The organism is Serratia rhizosphaerae, from assembly GCF_009817885.1.
Taxonomy (GTDB): Bacteria; Pseudomonadota; Gammaproteobacteria; order Enterobacterales; family Enterobacteriaceae; genus Serratia_B; species Serratia_B rhizosphaerae.
In genome coordinates this window covers 3,156,425-3,174,763 of sequence record NZ_CP041764.1, presented here as the reverse complement: position 1 = coordinate 3,174,763, position 18,339 = coordinate 3,156,425, and the positions used below count along the sequence as shown (strand labels likewise).

The window sequence follows — 18,339 nt, the reverse complement described above, 5'->3', positions numbered from 1 at the left end:
TCAGTTGAATACGAAACCGCCGTTCACCGGCAGCAGTTGACCGGTGACGAAATTCGCCAGCGGCGACAGCAGATACAGCACGCTGCCGGTCACATCATCAGGGTGCTGCGCCCCCGTCAGCGCCCGCCCCTGCTCGTACAGCTGGTGGCGCTCCGCCGGCACATATTCGGTGGCTTCCACCCGCGTCAGGCCCGGCGCGATGGCGTTGACGCAAATGTTCTGCTCGCCCAGTTCGCGCGCCATCGAGCGCGTCATCGCAATCAGCGCCCCTTTGCTGGCCACATAGGCCATCAGGCGCGGCGCACCCCACAGCGCGGTATCGGACGCGACGTTGACGATCTTGGCGTGCGGTCGCTGCGCCAGCAGCGGCACCGCCGCCTGGCTCACCAGCCAGGTGCCGCGCACGTTGACCTGCATCACGCGGTCCCACAGCTCGATATCGTATTCCATCATGGTTTTGCCGCCGACGCCGGTCGCCAGCGCGGCGTTATTCACCAGGCCGTCGATCGCACCGCCCGCGCCAATGGCGCTGAACGCCGAGCGAATCGAGGCCGGCGACGCCAGATCGATAACCTGCGTCTCAACCTGCGCGCCCTGCTCGCGCAGCGCCGCCGCGGTGCTCTGCAGTTCGTCCGCCAGGATGTCGCACAGCACCACGCTGCCGCCGGCTTCGGCGATCGCCGCGGCGAAACTGCGGCCAAGGCCGCGCGCCGCGCCGGTGACCACAATGCGCTTGTCCGTCAGCAGGCCGCTCACTGCGCCGCCTCCAGCTCACTCAGCATCGCCAGCTGCTTTTGCGCCTCTTTTTGCATTATGCGGCGCAGGCGCGACAGCCCCACGTCATGCTGGTACAGGTATTCGCGGCTGCGGGCGTTCGGCGCCATGTTCTCCAGCACGATGCGATCCTGTTCGAGCACGTCCCAGTGCAGCGCCTCCAGCCGGTTGCGGTACATAAAGCGCCACAGATCGCGCTGCCAGTCCTTCACCTTGCGGATACGCCAGAAGAATACCCGGCAGTGATCCTTGTCTTCCGGCACCACCATGCCGATGATCCAGAAGTGGCCACCCGGCCCGAAACGCTGTTTGTACGGGATCGACAGCCGCATCCAGTACGCGCCGCTGTTGCCGAACTCCACCCAGTCGAAGTTGACGCCGATCTGGCCGTTTTTCTTGAAGATAAAGCCGCTGTCGGTCGGCTCCAGGGCCATATCCGCCTTGCGATCGCCTTCGGCCATCGAGTGCGATGACGAGTGCAGATAGGTGCCGTGCATCGGATCCATCACGTTTTCCAGCGCGTACTGGTAATTGCAGTCCCAGCTGGCGGTGCACAGGAAGTTGCTGTAAGACGCGTCGTCGGCCAGCTCCTGCGGGAAGGTCAGTTCAGACGGCGCTTCGTCGGCGGTGACGCCGAAATAGAGGAACACCGCGCCGTAGGCCTCCTGCGCCGGGTAGGAACGCAGGCATTTCTGCCCCACCAGCGGGCAACGATCCACCGCCGGCACGTCTTTCACCTCACCGTCGCCGCCGACCTCCACGCCGTGATACCAGCAGGCGATGCGATCGCCGAGGTTCCAGCCCATCGACAGCCGTGCGCCGCGGTGCGGACAGCGGTCTTCCAGCGCGTGGATCGCGCCCTGCGCGTCACGCCACAGCACGATCTGCTGCTCCAGACGGGTGATGCCGACCGGGTTGTTGCCCACTTCCCAGCTGGCCAGTACCGGATACCACATACCGCGTAAGCCCTGATCAAGGTAGTTCTGTAACGTCTGCGCGGAGGATGTTATGTTTGCTGTCATTGTCTTCTCCCAGTGCTGCTCAGAAACCGTTAACGTGAAGGAATTCGCGGAACGCCGCTTCGTTCCATGGCTGACCGTTGCGATCGAACAGACGGCGCTGATTCAGCGCGCTGACGATCTGATCCAGTTCGCTCGCCCCGCCCTCGAAGATCTCTTCCAGCGCGGCGACCAGCGCCGTTTCAAAACCGTCCGGTACGCGGGCGCGCGTCTGCCAGATCACATTCTGGTAGCTGCCCGGCTGATGGATCTGGCCGTTGCCGCCCTCACGCGCCGGGATCACCTGCTGGGTGTCCGGCAGCCACGGGTTGAAATCGGTAATGTGTTGCATGAATTACTCCTCCTCGATGACGGTGATCTGGATCTGATTGTCGATCACGCGGGTGGGAAAGGTTTGCAGGTCGCGGCCGCCCGGCTCACGCAGGCACTGGCCGGTGCGTACGTCAAACAGCGCTTCGTGCAGCGGACACTCCACTTTGCCGTCGTCAACAAACCCCTGGCTGAGCAAGGCGTAGGCGTGCGGGCAAACATCTTCCAGCGCGTAGTATTGCCCGTCGATCAGATACACCCCGACCTCTTTGCCGTCTACCGTCGCCGAGTAAGGGAAATCTTCTTTTACCTGAGACACTTCGCACACGTTCTTCCAGCTCATTGCTAAAACCCTCTATCTCTTTGTTTCATATATGAAACTCAGTTTCTTATTTAATACGCCCACTATAAAACTGGCGAATGTTTCGTCAAGCGAGCTGGACGATAATTGTTAATAAAAGGTTGTTTAAAGATTGCAAATGCGGAGGAGATCACGAAAAAATGCACCGATATGAAAATACGATGGTATTTATGCATTACATCGTGAATTTATATGCCAAAATGCGTTGATTTTTGCATAAAAAGCGGCGTAAAAGTTTTCTCGCGCCGATAACCGCGCGCTTTCATGCAACAATAATTTTACATTCAGAGGGATATTCCCCGCCTTCAGGCCCGGCAAACGCTCCACGCCGCCCGCCGCGCAGGTTTATCACCGTGTTAAGGAGTGCTTTGTGAATGCTCGTCAGCGCTGGTACGGCGTGTTCGCCCTGCTGTTCCTGATCGTCATCGCCTATGTCGATCGGGTAAATATCGCCGTGATGGTGGTCAATCCGGATTTTCTGCATCACTTTGGCCTGGGGGATAACCGGGTGCATCAGGGCACGCTGATGACCGCCTTTCTGCTCGGTTACGGCCTGGCGGCGCTGCTGCTGACGCCGTTTCTGGAAACGCTGATGGGCTACCGCCGTGCGCTGACGCTCAGCGTGCTGCTGTGGGCGCTGCTGACCGCCGCCTCGCCGCTGGCGGGCAGCGTCCTGTGGCTGCTGCTGGTGCGCGCCCTGCTCGGCGTCAGCGAAGGGCCGCTGTTTTCGCTGAAAACCATGTATATCAGCGACCACTTCGCGGCCGATGAGTTAGGTAAACCCAACGCCGTCAGCGCGCTCGGCGTGTCGCTCGGGCTGGCGCTCGGCTTTCCGCTGGTCGGCTTTCTGATGGCCCATTTCGGCTGGGCGATGTCGTTTTACCTACTGGCGGCGTTTAATCTGCTGGCCGGACTGGGGCTGATCCGCGCGTTTATCCGCCCGGCGCAAAGCGCGCCGCCGCCGCGAGCCGCCACGCCGGTGCTGGCGCGCGTCTGGCGCACCTTTAGCGACGCCTGGCATACGCCGATGCTCGGCTGGATTATGCTGGTGGAGATCGCCACCCTCAGCTATCTGTGGGGCTCCAGCGCCTGGCTGCCGGCCTACCTGATCGACGAAAAAGGCTTTTCAATTAAACAGATGGGAGCGATGGCGTCGCTGCCGTTTATCGTCAGCATCGGCGCGAAATATCTCGGCGGCGCGCTGCTCGACCGGATGCAGCGGCATCAGGCGCCGCTGATTTTTGCCGTCGGCGGCGGCGCCACCGCGCTGTGCGTGGCCGGACTGATAAACAGCGCTCAGACCGGCTGGATCGCCTTTTTCCTGCTGGCGGCCAACGCCTGCTGGGGCCTGCAGGGCGCGGCGATCCCGACGCTGCTGCAGCACTACGCCAAGCCGCAGGCGGTCGGCAGCGCCTACGGCATCATCAACGGCATCGGCAATCTGTTTTCCGCCTTTATTCCGCTGATCATGGGGCTGGTGATGGCCGCTCAGGGCACGGTGTCATCCGGCTTTGCGGTGCTGATCGCCTCGCAGCTGGTCACGCTGCTGGCGGGCGGCGTGCTGTTTGGCAAAATGCGCCCGGCCCGGCCGCTGGCACAGCGCCCGTAAGCTGCGAAACTGCGGATTTTAAGGGCTGACGTCTTCAGGCTGCGGAAAAAGTCAGCGATGCAGGAAAAGCAGGGAGATGGGATCGTAACGGCATACGCCGCCGGACAAATTTGCCGGCGGCGCAGCTCTGTCGCTAACGCCCTTTCTTTTTACGGCCTGGTTGGGTGAACCGCTTGCGCCCGGCGGGAAGCGCGGCGGGTTTACTGGCTTTTTTGGCCTTGTTGACCACCGGTTTTCGGGTCGCCGGTTTTGCTTCCGACGAGGAATCCTCAATCAGTTTAAACAACGCGATCAGTTCGTCATCCGTCAATTCCCGCCAGTCTCCCAGCGGTAAGCCGGCCAGCCCGACATTCATAATGCGGGTCCGCTCCAGCTTGGTGACCTCATAGCCAAAATGTTCACACATGCGGCGGATCTGGCGGTTAAGTCCCTGCACCAGCACGATGCGAAACACCGAGGCGGAGACTTTCTTCACCTTGCATTTTTTGGTCACCGTGCCCAGCATCGGTACGCCCGCCGCTAAACCGCGGATAAATTCATCGGTGACCGGTTTATTGACCGTCACCAGATACTCTTTTTCGTGATCGTTACCGGCCCGCAGGATCTTGTTCACCAGATCGCCGTGGTTAGTCAGGAAGATCAGCCCCTGCGAGTCTTTATCTAACCGCCCGATCGGGAAAATACGCGTACTGTGATTCACGAAATCGACAATGTTGTCTTTTTCGCCGCTTTCCGTGGTGCTGACAATGCCTACCGGTTTGTTCAGCGCAATGAAGACCAGGTTGTCTTCACTACGCGGCTCGATGAGCTGGCCGTTAACCTTGACCACATCTCCCGGAAATACCCGATCGCCCAGCGCCACGCGCTTGCCATTAATAAAAACATTGCCTTGTTCGATATAACGATCGGCATCGCGACGCGAGCAGATCCCGCTTTCGCTAATATATTTGTTCAGCCGTACAGATGGTTTGGCCAGCATGCCTGTCTCCATAAAATCCCCCGGTCTTTGGCAAGACCGGGGTTTTGCACTACTCTCGCTTACGCCTGCTTTTTCGCCGCCTGCAGATACAGCATTTCCAGCGCCAGCGTCGCCGCGGCCAGCGCGGTGATTTCCGACTGGTCATAGGCCGGCGCCACTTCCACCACGTCCATACCGACGATATTCAGCGACTGCATGCCGCGCAGCAGCTTCAGCGCGCGATCGGAAGTCAGGCCGCCGATTACCGGCGTGCCGGTGCCGGGCGCAAAGGCCGGATCCAGGCAGTCGATGTCGAAGGTCAGATACACCGGCATATCGCCGACGATCTGTTTGATCTGGGTCAGCAGATCGTCCACGCCGCGATCGTTAACCTGCGCCGCATCCAGCACGGTGAAGCCGTTATCGTGGTCGAATTCGGTGCGGATGCCGATCTGCACCGAGTGATGCGGATCGATCAGGCCTTCGTTCGGCGCATGGTAGAACATGGTGCCGTGGTCGAATTTGCTGCCGTTGGCGTAGGTATCGGTATGCGCGTCAAAGTGCACCAGCGCCATCTTGCCAAAGTGCTTGGCGTGCGCGCGCAGCAGCGGCAGCGTGACAAAGTGGTCGCCGCCGAAGGAGAGCATGCGCTTGCCGGCCTGCAACAGTTTCTCCGCATGGGCCTGCAGCTTGTCGCTCATGTCCTGCGCATCGCCGAAGTTGAACACGATATCGCCGCAGTCAACCACGTTCAGCCGGTCACGCAGGTCAAAACTCCACGGCCAGCGGTTGCCTTCCCACGCCAGGTTGGTGGACACCTGGCGGATCGCCGCCGGCCCGTGACGCCCGCCGGCGCGGCCGGAAGTCGCCATATCAAAGGGAATGCCGGTAATCACCCACTCCGCATCGCTGTCATACGGCATGAAATTCAGCGGAAAGCGCAGGAAACCAAAGGCATTGGACACTAAAGAATTATCGGACTGATGACCTAAGGTGCTCATAGTAAATCCTCATCGTTCAACATTTCGCCCGCGGCGCAACGTCACAGGCCCAACAAAAAAAAATCCCTTCCGCGTCGTTAGCCCGACGAGGAAGGGATTGATGTAAACGTTCTTTTCAGCTTTCAGCGCTGCTGATGGCCTGAATTATCGCCCGATTTTCCTCAGGCTTCAAGTCGGCGCGGATGACGCCATCCGCGCCGCGGCGTTACTCGTCTTCCAGGTAAGTATAACCGTACAGGCCGGCTTCGAACTCTTCCAGGAACTGCGCCTGCAGCGCGTTATCCAGATCGGTTTCTTTCACCTGATCGCGGAACTTGGCCAGCAGCGCCGTCGGGTCCAGCTGCACATACTGCAGCATATCGGCCACGGTGTCGCCGTCGTCGGACTGCTCGGCTTCGATGGTGCCGTCCGGGAATATATACACGTCAACCGAGGCGGTGTCGCCGAACAGGTTATGCATATTGCCCAGAATTTCCTGATAGGCGCCGACCATAAAGAAGCCCAGCACCGGCGGGTTCTCCGGATCGTACGGCGGCATCGGCATGGTGGTCGCCACGCCGTCGCCGTCGACGTAATGGTCGATGGTGCCGTCCGAATCGCAGGTAATGTCCAGCAGCACCGCGCGCCCTTCCGGCGGCTGATCCAACCCTTCCAGCGGCAGCACCGGGAACAGCTGATCGATCCCCCAGGCGTCCGGCATCGACTGGAACAGCGAGAAGTTGACGTAGAACTTGTCCGCCATCCGCTCCTGCAGTTCATCGATAATCGGCCGGTGAGCGCGGTTGCTCGGATCCAGCTGCTGCTGGATTTTGTTGCAGATGTTCAGATACAGCTGCTCCGCCCAGGCGCGCTTGGTCAGATCCAGCATCCCGTGCGCATATTGGGTGTGTACGTCATGCAGGTCCATCTGGCTGTCGTGCAGCCATTCGCGCAGCGAGCGGCGGTTTTCCGGCTCGTTCATCTCCAGCCAGGTTTCCCACATGCTTTCCAGCGCGCGCGGCGCATCCGCCACCGGCGGCTCCGGCTCGCTGAACTCGTTGCGTTCTACGCCGATCACGTTGGACACCAGCACCGTATGGTGCGCGGTCACCGCGCGGCCGGATTCGGTGATCACCGTCGGGTGCGGCAGGCCGTGTTCATTACAGGCGTCGCCGATGCCCCAGATCACGTTATTGGCGTATTCGTTCAGGCCGTAGTTGACCGAACAGTCGGACTGCGAGCGGGTGCCTTCGTAATCGACCCCCAGGCCGCCGCCCACGTCGAAGCACTGGATATTGACGCCCAGTTTGTGCAGTTCAACGTAGAAACGCGCCGACTCGCGCACGCCGGTGGCGATATCGCGAATGTTGGCCAGCTGCGACCCCAGGTGGAAGTGCAGCAGCTGCAGGCTGTCCAGACGCCCCGCCTCGCGCAGGGTTTCCACCAGCTTCAGCACCTGCACCGCCGCCAGGCCGAACTTGGACTTCTCGCCGCCGCTGGACTGCCATTTGCCGGAACCCTGAGACGCCAGACGCGCACGCACGCCCAGGCGCGGCACCACGTTCAGGCGCTCCGCTTCTTCCAGCACCAGATTGATTTCCGACATTTTCTCGATCACCAGGTACACCTTGTGACCCAGCTTTTCACCGATCAACGCCAGACGAATATATTCACGGTCTTTATAACCGTTACAGACAATCACCGAACGGGTCATGCCGGCATGCGCCAGCACCGCCATCAGCTCCGCCTTGGAGCCGGCTTCCAGCCCCAGCGGTTCGCCGGAGTTGACCAGCGACTCGATAACGCGCCGATGCTGGTTGACCTTGATCGGATACACCAGGAAATAGCCGCCCTGATAGCCGAACGACTCGCGTGCACGCTTAAAGGCGGCGTTAATCGAACGTAGGCGATGCTGCAGGATCTGCGGGAAGCAGAACAGCGCCGGCAGGCGTTGCCCCTCTTTCTGACGCTCTTTCACCAGTTCAGCAAGGTCGACGCGCGCTTCGGGAACGTCCGGGTCCGGACACACGCTGATATGGCCGCGTTCATTGACGTCATAATAATTATTGCCCCAATAGGCGACGTTATACGTACGCAGCATCTTGCTGGCGTTACGGTCATTCATGGCAACCTCCTGCATGGAGCGCAAAGAAACTGGTTCACCCGCTGCTGACGCGCGGTTATTCATTAGATCATCAGACATTAATTCGCCTCATTTCCCGTTCTGACGACGTAGTCAGCCACTATCGCAGCTACATCCCGCGAGAACAACCCAGCCTGACGCATTGGCGGCGGCACATCAGCCGGCCGTTCGCGTCTGGCGATCGGTTGGTTACCCCTATAATTGTAAGACACCCTGTTCAAACCTCGTGAATCAGGCCAAGAAACATCCCACAGGAAGGCTGCAGGCTACCCTTGTTCAGTGCTTCAGACGAGCGAAATACCAGCCGGCCCGGCGCAGCCTGACGGCAACGTCGGTCAGGCGGGATTAGCCGGCCCGAGAATCCTGAGTAGCGCCCAGGTGTTTATCACACCGGGTAGGTGAAATAGAGAAAAGACGGGAGATGACAGAAGAATTGGTGCCGGACTGGCACTGCTGTCGGGAACCAACAGCCGGTAGACAACGGATCATTAATCCAACCACCTCCACGCGCGTCGTTCAGCAGAACGACCAGGCCTCTAATAGTAGTGTAAGAACGTGACCGTTCTATGAAGCGGCAGCGTCCGTCGGGACGCCTGCAGCGGATTCACAGACCTTTACAACTTATGTCGCCGTATTGGCCAGCAAATGAGCCGTGCGCGCAGTTTATACCGATAACCCGGGCAAAATGCAAAATGAAAATTTGCCGCAAACTGTTTCAAGCGATGAAAATGGCGTCGGTGCGCCAGAGGAAAAGCGATAAACGGCAAAAAAATACTGGCAATCCGGCTAAAGCATAACCTAAAATAGACGTCCAGATGTTAATCCATCTATATACCTGATGAACGTCAACGGGCTGCCAAAGACGCCGCCTGAGTGGAAGACGAAGGGATATACTGGTTAACCGAAAAAACTGCTTAACGGCTTTGCCTGAGGGGCGTTGCAGGATGCATCTCGCGCCATCAGCGGAAGACCCTTCGCTTCGATGCCCGGATCTCCAGCGCTGTGCAGTAATTTCCACCCGTCTTATGCAAGGTAAAGAATACAATGGCTAAACACCTCTTCACGTCTGAATCCGTTTCTGAAGGACATCCTGATAAAATCGCCGACCAGATCTCTGATGCCGTACTCGACGCCATTCTGGAGCAGGACCCGAAAGCCCGCGTCGCTTGCGAAACCTACGTGAAAACCGGCATGGTGCTGGTTGGCGGCGAAATCACCACCAGCGCCTGGGTCGATATCGAAGAGATCACCCGTAACACCGTGCGCGACATCGGCTACGTGCATTCCGATATGGGCTTCGACGCCAACTCCTGCGCGGTGCTGAGCGCCATCGGCAAGCAGTCGCCGGATATCAATCAGGGCGTAGACCGCACCGATCCGCTGGAACAGGGCGCAGGCGATCAGGGCCTGATGTTTGGCTATGCCACCAACGAAACCGACGTGCTGATGCCGGCGCCGGTCACCTATGCGCACCGTCTGGTGCAGCGTCAGTCTGAAGTGCGTAAAAACGGCACGCTGCCGTGGCTGCGTCCGGATGCGAAAAGCCAGGTCACTTTCCAGTATGATGACGGTAAAATCGTCGGCATCGATGCGGTGGTGCTGTCTACCCAGCACTCTGAAGAGATTGCGCAAAAAGATCTGCAAGAAGCGGTGATGGAAGAGATCATCAAGCCGGTTCTGCCTGCCGAGTGGCTGAGCGCCGCCACCAAGTACCACATCAACCCGACCGGCCGTTTCGTTATCGGCGGCCCGATGGGCGACTGCGGCCTGACCGGGCGTAAAATCATCGTTGATACCTACGGCGGCATGGCGCGTCACGGCGGCGGCGCCTTCTCCGGCAAGGATCCGTCCAAGGTTGACCGTTCCGCCGCTTACGCCGCGCGCTACGTGGCGAAAAACATCGTTGCCGCCGGCCTGGCCGACCGCTGCGAAATCCAGGTCTCCTACGCCATCGGCGTGGCGGAGCCAACCTCCATCATGGTGGAAACCTTCGGCACCGAGAAAGTACCGACCGAGCAGTTGACCCTGCTGGTGCGCGAATTCTTCGACCTGCGTCCGTACGGCCTGATTCAGATGATGGATCTGCTCAAGCCTATCTACCGCGAAACCGCCGCCTACGGCCACTTCGGCCGCGAACACTTCCCATGGGAAGCGACCGACAAGGCTGCCCTGCTGCGCGACGCCGCCGGTCTGAAATAAACCAGCGCCAAACAAAAAGGCCGGGCATCATGCCCGGCCTTTTTTTTACCCTGCCAAACCGTCCTACTTCGCCGATGTCCGGCTGCTGGAGTAGATAAAGCCCAGCGCAATCGCCAGACAGACAATCGCGCCCAGCCGGCTGGCGGAAAAGCCGATGGCGGCGTTGCCCAGCCAGCCAAAGTTGTCGATCAGCATGCTCATCGTCAACTGGCCGAAAATCACCGCCACCGTCGCCACCGCCGTGCCGATACGCTGCACCGCCAGCACCATAATGACAATGTAAGGCACGCCGAACAGCGCCCCCACCAGCTGCCATTTCGGCACATCCAGCAGGCTGACCGCCTGTTTGGGTTCAAAGAAGAAAATCAGCAGCGCGGTCACCAGCGCGCCGACGGAAAAGGTCAGAAAGGCGCTGCGGAACACGCCCACTTTGCTGCCCAGTTGGCCGTTGATCGCCGCCTGAATGCTCAGCATTGCACCGCCAACCACCGCCAGTAAAATCATCAATATCGTCATGGTGTCCCCCTTAACCCTGCGCGACCAGCGCCAGCGCGGCGATGATGAAAACCAGCGCGAGAATGCGTCTGGCGTCTATTTTCCGGTGCGGCGTACCCAACAGGCCGAAATGGTCGATAATCAGGCTTTTGAAGACCTGCCCGGCCAGAATGCCGATCATGGTCAGCGCCACGCCGATGGCGGGCGTCGCCACGGTCAGAATCACCACGTAGATCGGCCCCAGCACGCCGCCCAGCAGCTGCCAGCCCGGCTGGGCAAAAAAGGATGGGCTGTTGCGCGGGCTGAAAAACAGCATCAGCAGGAAAGTCAGCGCGGCGCCAACGCCGAAGATGCTGAACGTCGCCCACAGATCGCCGACCTCGCCGCCCAGCGGCCCCAGCAATCCCGCCTCTACCGACAGGCCCATCCCGCCTGCGATAACCAGTAAAATCAGTAAAAGTTGCATAGCAAATGCTCTCCGATGAATCAGGCGGAGAAGCTTACAGCGGCAGAAAACGAAGAAAAACGGTATAATCCGTTAAACACCTTTGCAGGATTTGCATCAATGCTGGATACCGACGCGATTAATGTCAGCGCGTTAAAGATTTTTATTGATGTCTTTGACGCACAGAACTTCTCCGTTGTCGCGCGACAGCGCGGCATTTCAGCCTCCAAGGTCTCGCGCATTATTCACCAGTTGGAAGATGCGCTGGGGCAGCAGCTGTTTTACCGCAATACGCGCGCGGTGATACCGACCGAGTCCGGGCGGCTGTTTATCGACTATGCGCGCAGCATGGCCGAACAGCTGGACGAGGCGCGCAAGGAACTGCAGGAGCGGGCGCTGGAGCCGTCCGGGCTGGTGCGCATCAATACGCCGGTGTTCTTCGGCCAGCGCCACGTGGCGCCCGCCCTGCCCGCGCTGGCCGCCCGCTACCCCCGCCTGCTGATCGATCTGGTGCAGACCGATGACTTTATCGATCCGCATCGCGATGCCGCAGACGTTATCTTCCGCATCGGTACGCTGACGGACTCCTCCTTCCACGCCCGGGTGTTTGGCGAGCTGCGCTACTACCTCGCCGCCTCGCCGGCCTATCTGCGCCGTTACGGCGCGCCGCAAAGCCCGGCGGAGCTCAGCCGCCACCGCTGTCTGGTGTACCGCGGCTCGTCCGGGCCGAACCGCTGGCTGTTTCGCGCCCCCGGCGACGCCTGGGTGCACTATCCGCTCTCCCCGCTGTTAACGTCCAACAATGCGGAAACGCTGCTGGTCGCCGCGCTGGGCGGCATGGGGCTGGTGCTGTTTCCCGACTGGCTGATGGGCGAGCGTCTGCAAAACGGCGAGCTGGTCAGGCTGCTGCCGGAGTTTGAGACGGCGATAAAGACCGAGCCGCAGCAGATCGCCGCCGTCTATCCGCACGCCCGCCGCCCGCCGCTGAACGTCAGGGCGGTGATCGATCACTATGTGGAGGCGTTTGGCGAGCCGCTTTACTGGCAGTTTTGACCTTTTTTTTGTGACCTCTTCCCTTTACGTATCCTGGCGCTGATTTGGGGAATAGCCCAGTGTTAAACTAACCTCACGATTTATAACGCCTAGGCAAGGGGAGCTTAAAATCGTAATTTCATACTGATCATAAAATCCCCTCCATGTTATTTATGTGTTCTATTAAACCAATCTAATGGATGGAAATGATATGACAAAAGAGGAAGGTTTAAGGGTTGTGCTTTCGCCGGTACAACTGGCGGCAGCCATGTCAGACAAGAATGTCACTGAGGGGGAAACCTTAAGCAATCGCCTGTTTGGCGGTTTGGGTCTTGCTGGTGGCGTTGTTGAACTCATTGGTGCTGGCGCGATGTGTTATGCACCTGACCCCACGCTTTTAACCAAAGTCGGCTGCGTTATTATGGGCACTCACAGCCTGGACAGCATCAAGGCCGCTTCCAATCAGATCGTCACCGGTCAGCCGACAACTACCGATACCTATCAATCTGCTGTCGCAATGGCTAAAACCCTAGGCGCGGATGATGAGACGGCCTATAACGTAGGGCTTACAGTAGATGTTGCGGTGCCATTGGTGTTTGCGACAGTGATAGGCGCGGCGCGTGTTTCCTCTGTTCGTATGGGTAAGGTAAAGCTGATTGAGCATGAGTCTGTCCCCGGTATAAAAGGCGGCGGACATACGATTAGCAAGCATATTGCCAAAACACCCGAGGAACTACTTGAGCGTTTAGCTAAGAGCCCAACCATGCAATCCGCATCAACGTTTACTGATTTGCGTACCGCCGAACAGGCGATAAGTCGAACACTGAGATTCAATAAAGCGCTAATTAAGAGATGGGCACAACAGCCAACATCAACTAACGTGCTTGAACTGACACACAACGCAGGTAAACCGATTGGTTTTGGCTACAGGCAAGGGAACTCCATAAAGTTAACTTCTAACTCCGTACGCGTGGTTCTGCTAAAGAAAGTGTACAACGGTAAACCCTATTACATTTTGACAGCCTATCCAATTATCAGATAAGGAAATGTATGGCATCTCAAACACCTAACCTTGGTACTCTGGTCCGTGTTTTTTTCGGACAAGATTGTGATTTATTCGGGGAGTCCGTAGAGGAGATTCTTGAGTCTTACAGGGACACCGAAAATGTTATGACTGTGCAAAAAACAGTGAATGAAGCCCAAATATTTCTGGGTTTATACCCGGATGATACGCAACTTGAGTTTGCCTTTATAAACCTAGCTGAAGGGGAATTTTCTCCAACAGCATGGGGATACTCCACCCGGAGGTTCCTCGAAAAAGTCATTCAAACCTTGAGTAAAGGTCATGGGTAACTTTTCCGCACTCAGAACATCTGATACAAATTTATTTCGGACAGGATAGCTGCGAAATCACAGGGGCGACAACCCTTCCCTGCGTTATAGAGGTTTCTATCTTCAAGACAACCCATCATCGAAGATCGATACCTTGATCGCGGATATCGTCGAATTTGAAGAGACATATCCAGAGTCGATTGATGAGGAATTCAGTGCTCGATGGGGGAACGATGTGTTGCCAGAGCTATGGGAACAACGGCAAAGGATTTTTTTGGAACAAATTCGGCTATTAGCCCCGCAAGTCACCAGTTGGTCCACTAAGCAGACCTCCCTTGAGTGACCAGGGCGGCAGTGTGTGAGCAAAAAGCAGGCAGAATGATGGGGCACGACCTTTTTCCGTGTACCCAAGGGTGTACACAATAAAAAAACAATAGAATCAAAAAACCAATACACAAAAACCTTAGATACCGATACTCAACGAATAGATTGCTCGTAAGTCTGTTTTCTTAAACGCCAGGACTTATACGCCAGACCCGCAGGGACGGTGAACCAGCCGATTAACAAGACAAATAAACCGGCAACTACGCCTGATAAAACACTGCCAACGGAACCTAGAACCAAGGCTATCAGGCAGACAGCAAAAACACCCAATGTTACCCACACATTGATCAAAAATCGGTTTGCCAAGTCTGAAACTATGACATCCATGGTTGAGCCATAGTTGGCACTATTATTTCTGAGTTTCCGTATGTCTTTCGCCGTAAAACCTGACCTCAATAATGCTTCTTCAGTTATCCCCACATCACCACCTCCTATTGCCTCTCAGTATATCGCTATCCTGACAAAAAAAACCGACCAGAAGGCTAATGCTGACCGTACGGGAGTATGAGAAAGATCGGACTAAAAAGGTAAAATATCCCTTTGAAAACAATGTCGATAACCTTCAGTGCCCGGCATTACGGTAGGCCGGGCACTTGAGGAGAATCCGGCGGAGCCGCTACGAGGTCTGCCTGCGCAGCAGATAGACAAAATACGGCGCGCCGATAAAAGTCGCCAGCAGGCCGGCCGGGATTTGGTAAGGGAACAGCACCATCCGTCCGCACCAGTCGGCAAACACCATCAGCAAACCACCCAGCAGTGCGGCAATCAGCATCTGCGGTAGCGCGCGGCGGAAGCCCAGCATACGCGCCATATGCGGCGCCATCAGGCCGACAAAACTGAGCGGGCCGACGGTCAGCGTCGCCATCGCGGTCAGCGTCGCCGCCAGCAGCAGAATGCTCAGGCGCACCGGCGTCAGCGCGATGCCGACCGAACGCGCCGTCGCGCCGCCCAGCGGCAGGATGGTCAGCCAGCGGCGGCACAGCGGCGCCAGCAGCACCAGCAGCGCGGCAATCAGCGCGGTGCGGATTGCCTGCGCCCCGGTTACCGCATAGGTCGAGCCGGAAATCCAGGTCAGCAGGCCGCCCATACGCGGGTCGCCGCTGGCCAGCAGCAGATAGATGGTGGTGGTGAACGCGGTGCTGAGCGCAATCCCCGCCAGCAGCATCCGCTCGGTCGAGAAGCCGCCGCGTCCGGCAACCACGGTAATCACCAGCAGCGTCAGCGCCGCCCCCAGACTGCCCGCCGGCAGCAGCCAGACAAAGGCATCGCCCGGCACGATAAACATCATCACCACCACGCCGAATGCCGCGCCGGAGCTGATGCCGAGCACTTCCGGGCTGGCCATCGGGTTGCCGGTCAGCTTTTGAATCAGCGTCCCCGCCACCGCCAGCATCACGCCCGCCGCCAGCGCCGACAGCACCCGCGGCCAGCGCCACGGCCACAGCGATTCAAACTCCGTGCCGACGCTCCAGTGCCAGCCGGCGGCGTTTTTCCCCAGCATCAGCGCCAACGCCAGCCCGGCCAGCAGCAGCACGCCGCCCAACACCAGCCAGCGCGGCAGATGCTGACGCTCGGCCGGCACCCGGTCGCCCAGGTTCATCGGCGGCGGCGTAGCGGCGCTGCGCAGGCGCGGCAGCAGCCACAGCAGCAGCGGCGCGCCAATCAGGGCGGTGGCGGCGCCGGTCGGAATTTCACGCCAGACCAGCGCCAGCCACACCATCAGCTGGTCGGTCAGCCACAGCAGCAGCGCCCCCAGCAGCGGCGCCAGCATCATCCGATGCGCCAGCCGGCGCGCCCCCAGCATTTTGGCCATCAGCGGCGCGAACAGGCCGATAAAGCCGATCACCCCCACCGCATTGACCAACATGGCGCTGAACACGATCGCCAGCGCCAGCGCGCTGAAGCGGGCAAGCGCCAGCCCCAGTCCCAGGTTGCGCGCGACGCCGTCATCCAGTCCCAGCAGGGTCAGCGGGCGGATCAGCAGCGCGGCCAATAAGGCCGCCAGCAGCAGACGCGGCAGGATAAACTGCACTGCGCTCCAGTCCTGCTGGTTCAGCGAACCGGTGCTCCACAGGAACAGCCCCTGCAGCTGTTCATAGTTAAACAGCGCCAGCAGGCTGCTGACCGCGCCGCAGTACAGCCCCAGCACCAGACCGGCCAGAATCAGCGTCACCGGCGACATCCGTTTGCCCCAGGCCACGCCGAACACCAGCGCGCCCACCACGATCGCACCGGCCATCGCGGCCAGCTGTTCGGTCAGCTCGCCGCCCGGCAGCATCCACAGCGTGGCGATAGTCAGCCCCAGCTGCGCACCGGCTGAAACGCCGAGCGTCGCCGGCTCGGCCAGCGGGTTGCGCAGCACCTGCTGGAACAGCACGCCCACCAGCCCCAAGCCGGCGCCGGCCAGCAATGCAATGCACAGGCGCGGCAGCAGGCTGTAATGGAACACCATCTGCTGCACGTTATCGATGTCCGGCGCCCGCAGCGCCTGCCCCCACTGCGCCAGCGGCAGCTGCTGCAACAGGTTAAAGACGCTCAGACCGCCGGCGGCGGCCGCCAGCAACGCCAGCAGCGCGATCGGTAAAATACGCAGTCTGTGATTCATGCGCGCGCCTCCTGTGCCTGTTCCAGCAGTCGGCAAAAGCGCATAGCAGACAGCGTGGCGCCGTACAGCCAGACCGCCGGCACCCGACGCAGCTGCTGCTGACGCACAAACGGCAGCGACTGCCACAGCGGCGTCGCGCTCACCTGCGCCAGCATCCGCTGATTGCCGTGATCGAAATAGATTGCCCGCGCATTTTTCACCGCCGCCAGACGTTCAATACCGACGATCGCCGAGCCCCAAAAGTTGGTCTCCCCTGCCCAGGCGTTGGCGATGCCGAGCTGGTCCATCACCTGCTGGAACAGGCTCTGATGGCCGATCACCAGCGCGTGACGGTTATCGATCAGCGAGAACAGCAGCAGCGGCTGGCGGGTGTAATCCTGCAGCCGCCCGCGCGCGTCGCTGATGAAGGCGTCAAAGTGCTGCAGATGCCGCTCGGCGCGGCTTTCCAGCCCCAGCCGCTGCGCCAGCTGACGCAGCGAGTTTTTGGCGACGGTCAGCGGTTTGCCGCTGCCGTCGTTAAAGGCGAATTCCATGGTCGGCGCAATCGGCGCCAACAGCTGCGGCGACGGGCCATAGCCCTGCGACAGCAGCACCAGCGACGGCTGCAGTTGTTGCAGCAGCTCCAGATTGGGTTCGGTGCGCTGGCCGGCGTCAACCACCGTCGCCGGCAGAGCCGGCTCACGCACCCACAGGTTGTAGTTATGAATATCGGCCACCGCCTGCGGCGTTACGCCCAGCGCCAGCAGCAGTTCGGCCGGCAGCCATTCCAGCGCCACAATGCGCCCCAGATCAGGCGGCGCGGCAGCACGGCCCGGCAGCGAGGTCAGCAGCGGCGACAGCGCCAGCGCCGCCAGCAGGCGGCGGCGAAAGGGATCAAAAGACATATCATGCATCAGTAGACAAAGCTCACCGGTGAACCGCCGCTCGGATGCGGCAGCGTGCCCATCGGAATGCCGTAGATCTGCTCCAGCACCGGCCCCTGCATCAGTTCCAGCGGCGCGCCCTGAGCGATCATTTCTCCGCCGCGCAGCGCCACCAGATGGTCACAGTAGCGGGCGGCCATATTGATATCGTGCAGCACCGCGATCACCGTCAGGCCGCGCTCGCGGCTCAGACGCTGAATCAACGCCAGCACTTCCACCTGATGGGCGATATCCAGCGCCGAGGTCGGCTCGTCCAGCAGCAGGCAGCGGCTGTCCTGCGCCACCAGCATCGCCAGCCAGGCGCGCTGACGTTCGCCGCCGGACAGGCTGTCCACCAGCCGGCCGGCCAGCGGTTTTAAGCCCACCAGCGCGATCGCCTCTTCAACGTGCTGACGATCGGCGGCGGAAAAGCGTCCCAGCGCGCCGTGCCACGGGTAACGGCCGATGGCCACCAGTTCGCGCACCGTCATGCCTTCGGCGGCCGGCAGTTGCTGCGGCAGATAGGCCACTTCGCGGGCGAACGCCTTGCTGTCCCACTGCGCCAGCGGCGTATCGTTCAGCAAGGCCTGCCCGCCGGTCGCCGCCTGGTGACGGCCGAGAATTTTCAATAGCGTGGATTTACCAGAGCCGTTATGGCCGATCAGCCCGCAGACCTTGCCGTGCGGAAAGGTCAATGACAGCGGTTGCAGCAGTATGCGGCCGGGGACGGCGAAGCTCACGTTATCCAGCGTGAACGTCGCCTCTTGGAGAAGATGTTTATCCTGCATAGGC

Annotated in this window: 19 protein-coding genes; 5 read left to right on the top strand and 14 right to left on the bottom strand. The window is 59.7% G+C overall.

All coding sequences use genetic code 11. The annotated features are described in order from the left end of the window. From FO014_RS14785 to FO014_RS14770, 4 genes are read right to left on the bottom strand one after another with little or no spacing between them, the layout of a single operon-like run. Complete coding sequence (locus FO014_RS14785; protein ID WP_160030081.1) at positions 1-756, bottom strand: SDR family oxidoreductase; 756 nt, start codon at positions 754-756, stop codon at positions 1-3. Continuing rightward, positions 753-1,796 (bottom strand): aromatic ring-hydroxylating oxygenase subunit alpha, encoded by a 1,044-nt coding sequence (locus FO014_RS14780; RefSeq protein ID WP_160030080.1) that lies wholly within the window; start codon positions 1,794-1,796, stop codon positions 753-755. The genes FO014_RS14785 and FO014_RS14780 overlap by 4 nt, the downstream gene beginning before the upstream one ends. Before the next feature lie 19 nt (positions 1,797-1,815). Next, entirely contained in the window at positions 1,816-2,124 is a 309-nt protein-coding gene (locus FO014_RS14775; RefSeq protein ID WP_105232435.1) for a recombinase-like helix-turn-helix domain-containing protein, read from the bottom strand. A gap of 3 nt (positions 2,125-2,127) precedes the next feature. Beyond that, a complete protein-coding gene (locus tag FO014_RS14770) occupies positions 2,128-2,445 on the bottom strand; it encodes a Rieske (2Fe-2S) protein (protein WP_105232436.1) in 318 nt (105 codons plus the stop codon). Between the two features lie 388 nt (positions 2,446-2,833). On the opposite strand from FO014_RS14770, the gene FO014_RS14765 reads away from it, so the two are divergent. After that, complete coding sequence (locus FO014_RS14765; protein WP_160030079.1) at positions 2,834-4,072, top strand: MFS transporter; 1,239 nt, start codon at positions 2,834-2,836, stop codon at positions 4,070-4,072. Between the two features lie 133 nt (positions 4,073-4,205). Here the strand turns inward: FO014_RS14765 and rluF are convergent, their stop codons facing one another. The 4 genes from rluF to FO014_RS24315 all read right to left on the bottom strand — a co-directional run bounded on the left by rluF (position 4,206) and on the right by FO014_RS24315 (position 8,642). Beyond that, a complete protein-coding gene (gene rluF / locus FO014_RS14760; protein WP_105232438.1) occupies positions 4,206-5,051 on the bottom strand; it encodes a 23S rRNA pseudouridine(2604) synthase RluF in 846 nt (281 codons plus the stop codon). Positions 5,052-5,110: 59 nt separating this feature from the next. Further along, positions 5,111-6,031, bottom strand: coding sequence for an agmatinase (speB, locus tag FO014_RS14755; protein ID WP_105232439.1), 921 nt, complete (start codon positions 6,029-6,031; stop codon positions 5,111-5,113). A gap of 205 nt (positions 6,032-6,236) precedes the next feature. Then, the gene (speA, locus tag FO014_RS14750; RefSeq protein WP_160030078.1) at positions 6,237-8,213 is read right to left on the bottom strand and encodes a biosynthetic arginine decarboxylase; all 1,977 of its coding nucleotides are present in this window, start codon (positions 8,211-8,213) and stop codon (positions 6,237-6,239) included. 285 nt (positions 8,214-8,498) lie between these two features. Next, positions 8,499-8,642, bottom strand: a complete 144-nt coding sequence (locus FO014_RS24315; protein ID WP_464776527.1) for a hypothetical protein — start codon at positions 8,640-8,642, stop codon at positions 8,499-8,501. A 555-nt stretch (positions 8,643-9,197) separates the two neighbouring features. Between FO014_RS24315 and metK the strand changes: the two genes are divergently transcribed. Next, complete coding sequence (gene metK / locus FO014_RS14745) at positions 9,198-10,352, top strand: methionine adenosyltransferase (protein ID WP_105232441.1); 1,155 nt, start codon at positions 9,198-9,200, stop codon at positions 10,350-10,352. 63 nt (positions 10,353-10,415) lie between these two features. Here the strand turns inward: metK and FO014_RS14740 are convergent, their stop codons facing one another. Both FO014_RS14740 and FO014_RS14735 read right to left on the bottom strand, forming a co-directional pair. Further along, positions 10,416-10,868: a DMT family transporter gene (locus tag FO014_RS14740; RefSeq protein ID WP_105232442.1), complete on the bottom strand. Its 453-nt coding sequence runs from the start codon at positions 10,866-10,868 to the stop codon at positions 10,416-10,418. Between the two features lie 10 nt (positions 10,869-10,878). Beyond that, positions 10,879-11,313: a DMT family transporter gene (locus FO014_RS14735; protein WP_105232443.1), complete on the bottom strand. Its 435-nt coding sequence runs from the start codon at positions 11,311-11,313 to the stop codon at positions 10,879-10,881. 99 nt (positions 11,314-11,412) lie between these two features. Between FO014_RS14735 and FO014_RS14730 the strand changes: the two genes are divergently transcribed. From FO014_RS14730 to FO014_RS14720, 3 genes are all read left to right on the top strand, one after another. Next, positions 11,413-12,345, top strand: coding sequence for a LysR family transcriptional regulator (locus FO014_RS14730; RefSeq protein WP_105232444.1), 933 nt, complete (start codon positions 11,413-11,415; stop codon positions 12,343-12,345). A 190-nt stretch (positions 12,346-12,535) separates the two neighbouring features. Continuing rightward, positions 12,536-13,366 (top strand): RNase A-like domain-containing protein, encoded by an 831-nt coding sequence (locus FO014_RS14725; protein WP_160030077.1) that lies wholly within the window; start codon positions 12,536-12,538, stop codon positions 13,364-13,366. A gap of 8 nt (positions 13,367-13,374) precedes the next feature. Next, positions 13,375-13,677, top strand: a complete 303-nt coding sequence (locus FO014_RS14720; RefSeq protein ID WP_160030076.1) for a contact-dependent growth inhibition system immunity protein — start codon at positions 13,375-13,377, stop codon at positions 13,675-13,677. Positions 13,678-14,133: 456 nt separating this feature from the next. On the opposite strand, the gene FO014_RS14710 is transcribed toward FO014_RS14720, so the two are convergent. The 4 genes from FO014_RS14710 to fhuC all read right to left on the bottom strand — a co-directional run bounded on the left by FO014_RS14710 (position 14,134) and on the right by fhuC (position 18,335). Next, positions 14,134-14,460, bottom strand: a complete 327-nt coding sequence (locus FO014_RS14710) for a hypothetical protein (RefSeq protein ID WP_160030075.1) — start codon at positions 14,458-14,460, stop codon at positions 14,134-14,136. A 196-nt stretch (positions 14,461-14,656) separates the two neighbouring features. After that, a complete protein-coding gene (gene fhuB / locus FO014_RS14705; RefSeq protein ID WP_160030074.1) occupies positions 14,657-16,645 on the bottom strand; it encodes a Fe(3+)-hydroxamate ABC transporter permease FhuB in 1,989 nt (662 codons plus the stop codon). After that, a complete protein-coding gene (gene fhuD, locus FO014_RS14700) occupies positions 16,642-17,538 on the bottom strand; it encodes a Fe(3+)-hydroxamate ABC transporter substrate-binding protein FhuD (protein ID WP_160030073.1) in 897 nt (298 codons plus the stop codon). The genes fhuB and fhuD overlap by 4 nt, the downstream gene beginning before the upstream one ends. Next, entirely contained in the window at positions 17,538-18,335 is a 798-nt protein-coding gene (gene fhuC / locus FO014_RS14695) for a Fe3+-hydroxamate ABC transporter ATP-binding protein FhuC (protein WP_160030072.1), read from the bottom strand. Before fhuC ends, fhuD begins: the two co-directional genes overlap by 1 nt. Positions 18,336-18,339 lie beyond the last annotated feature (4 nt).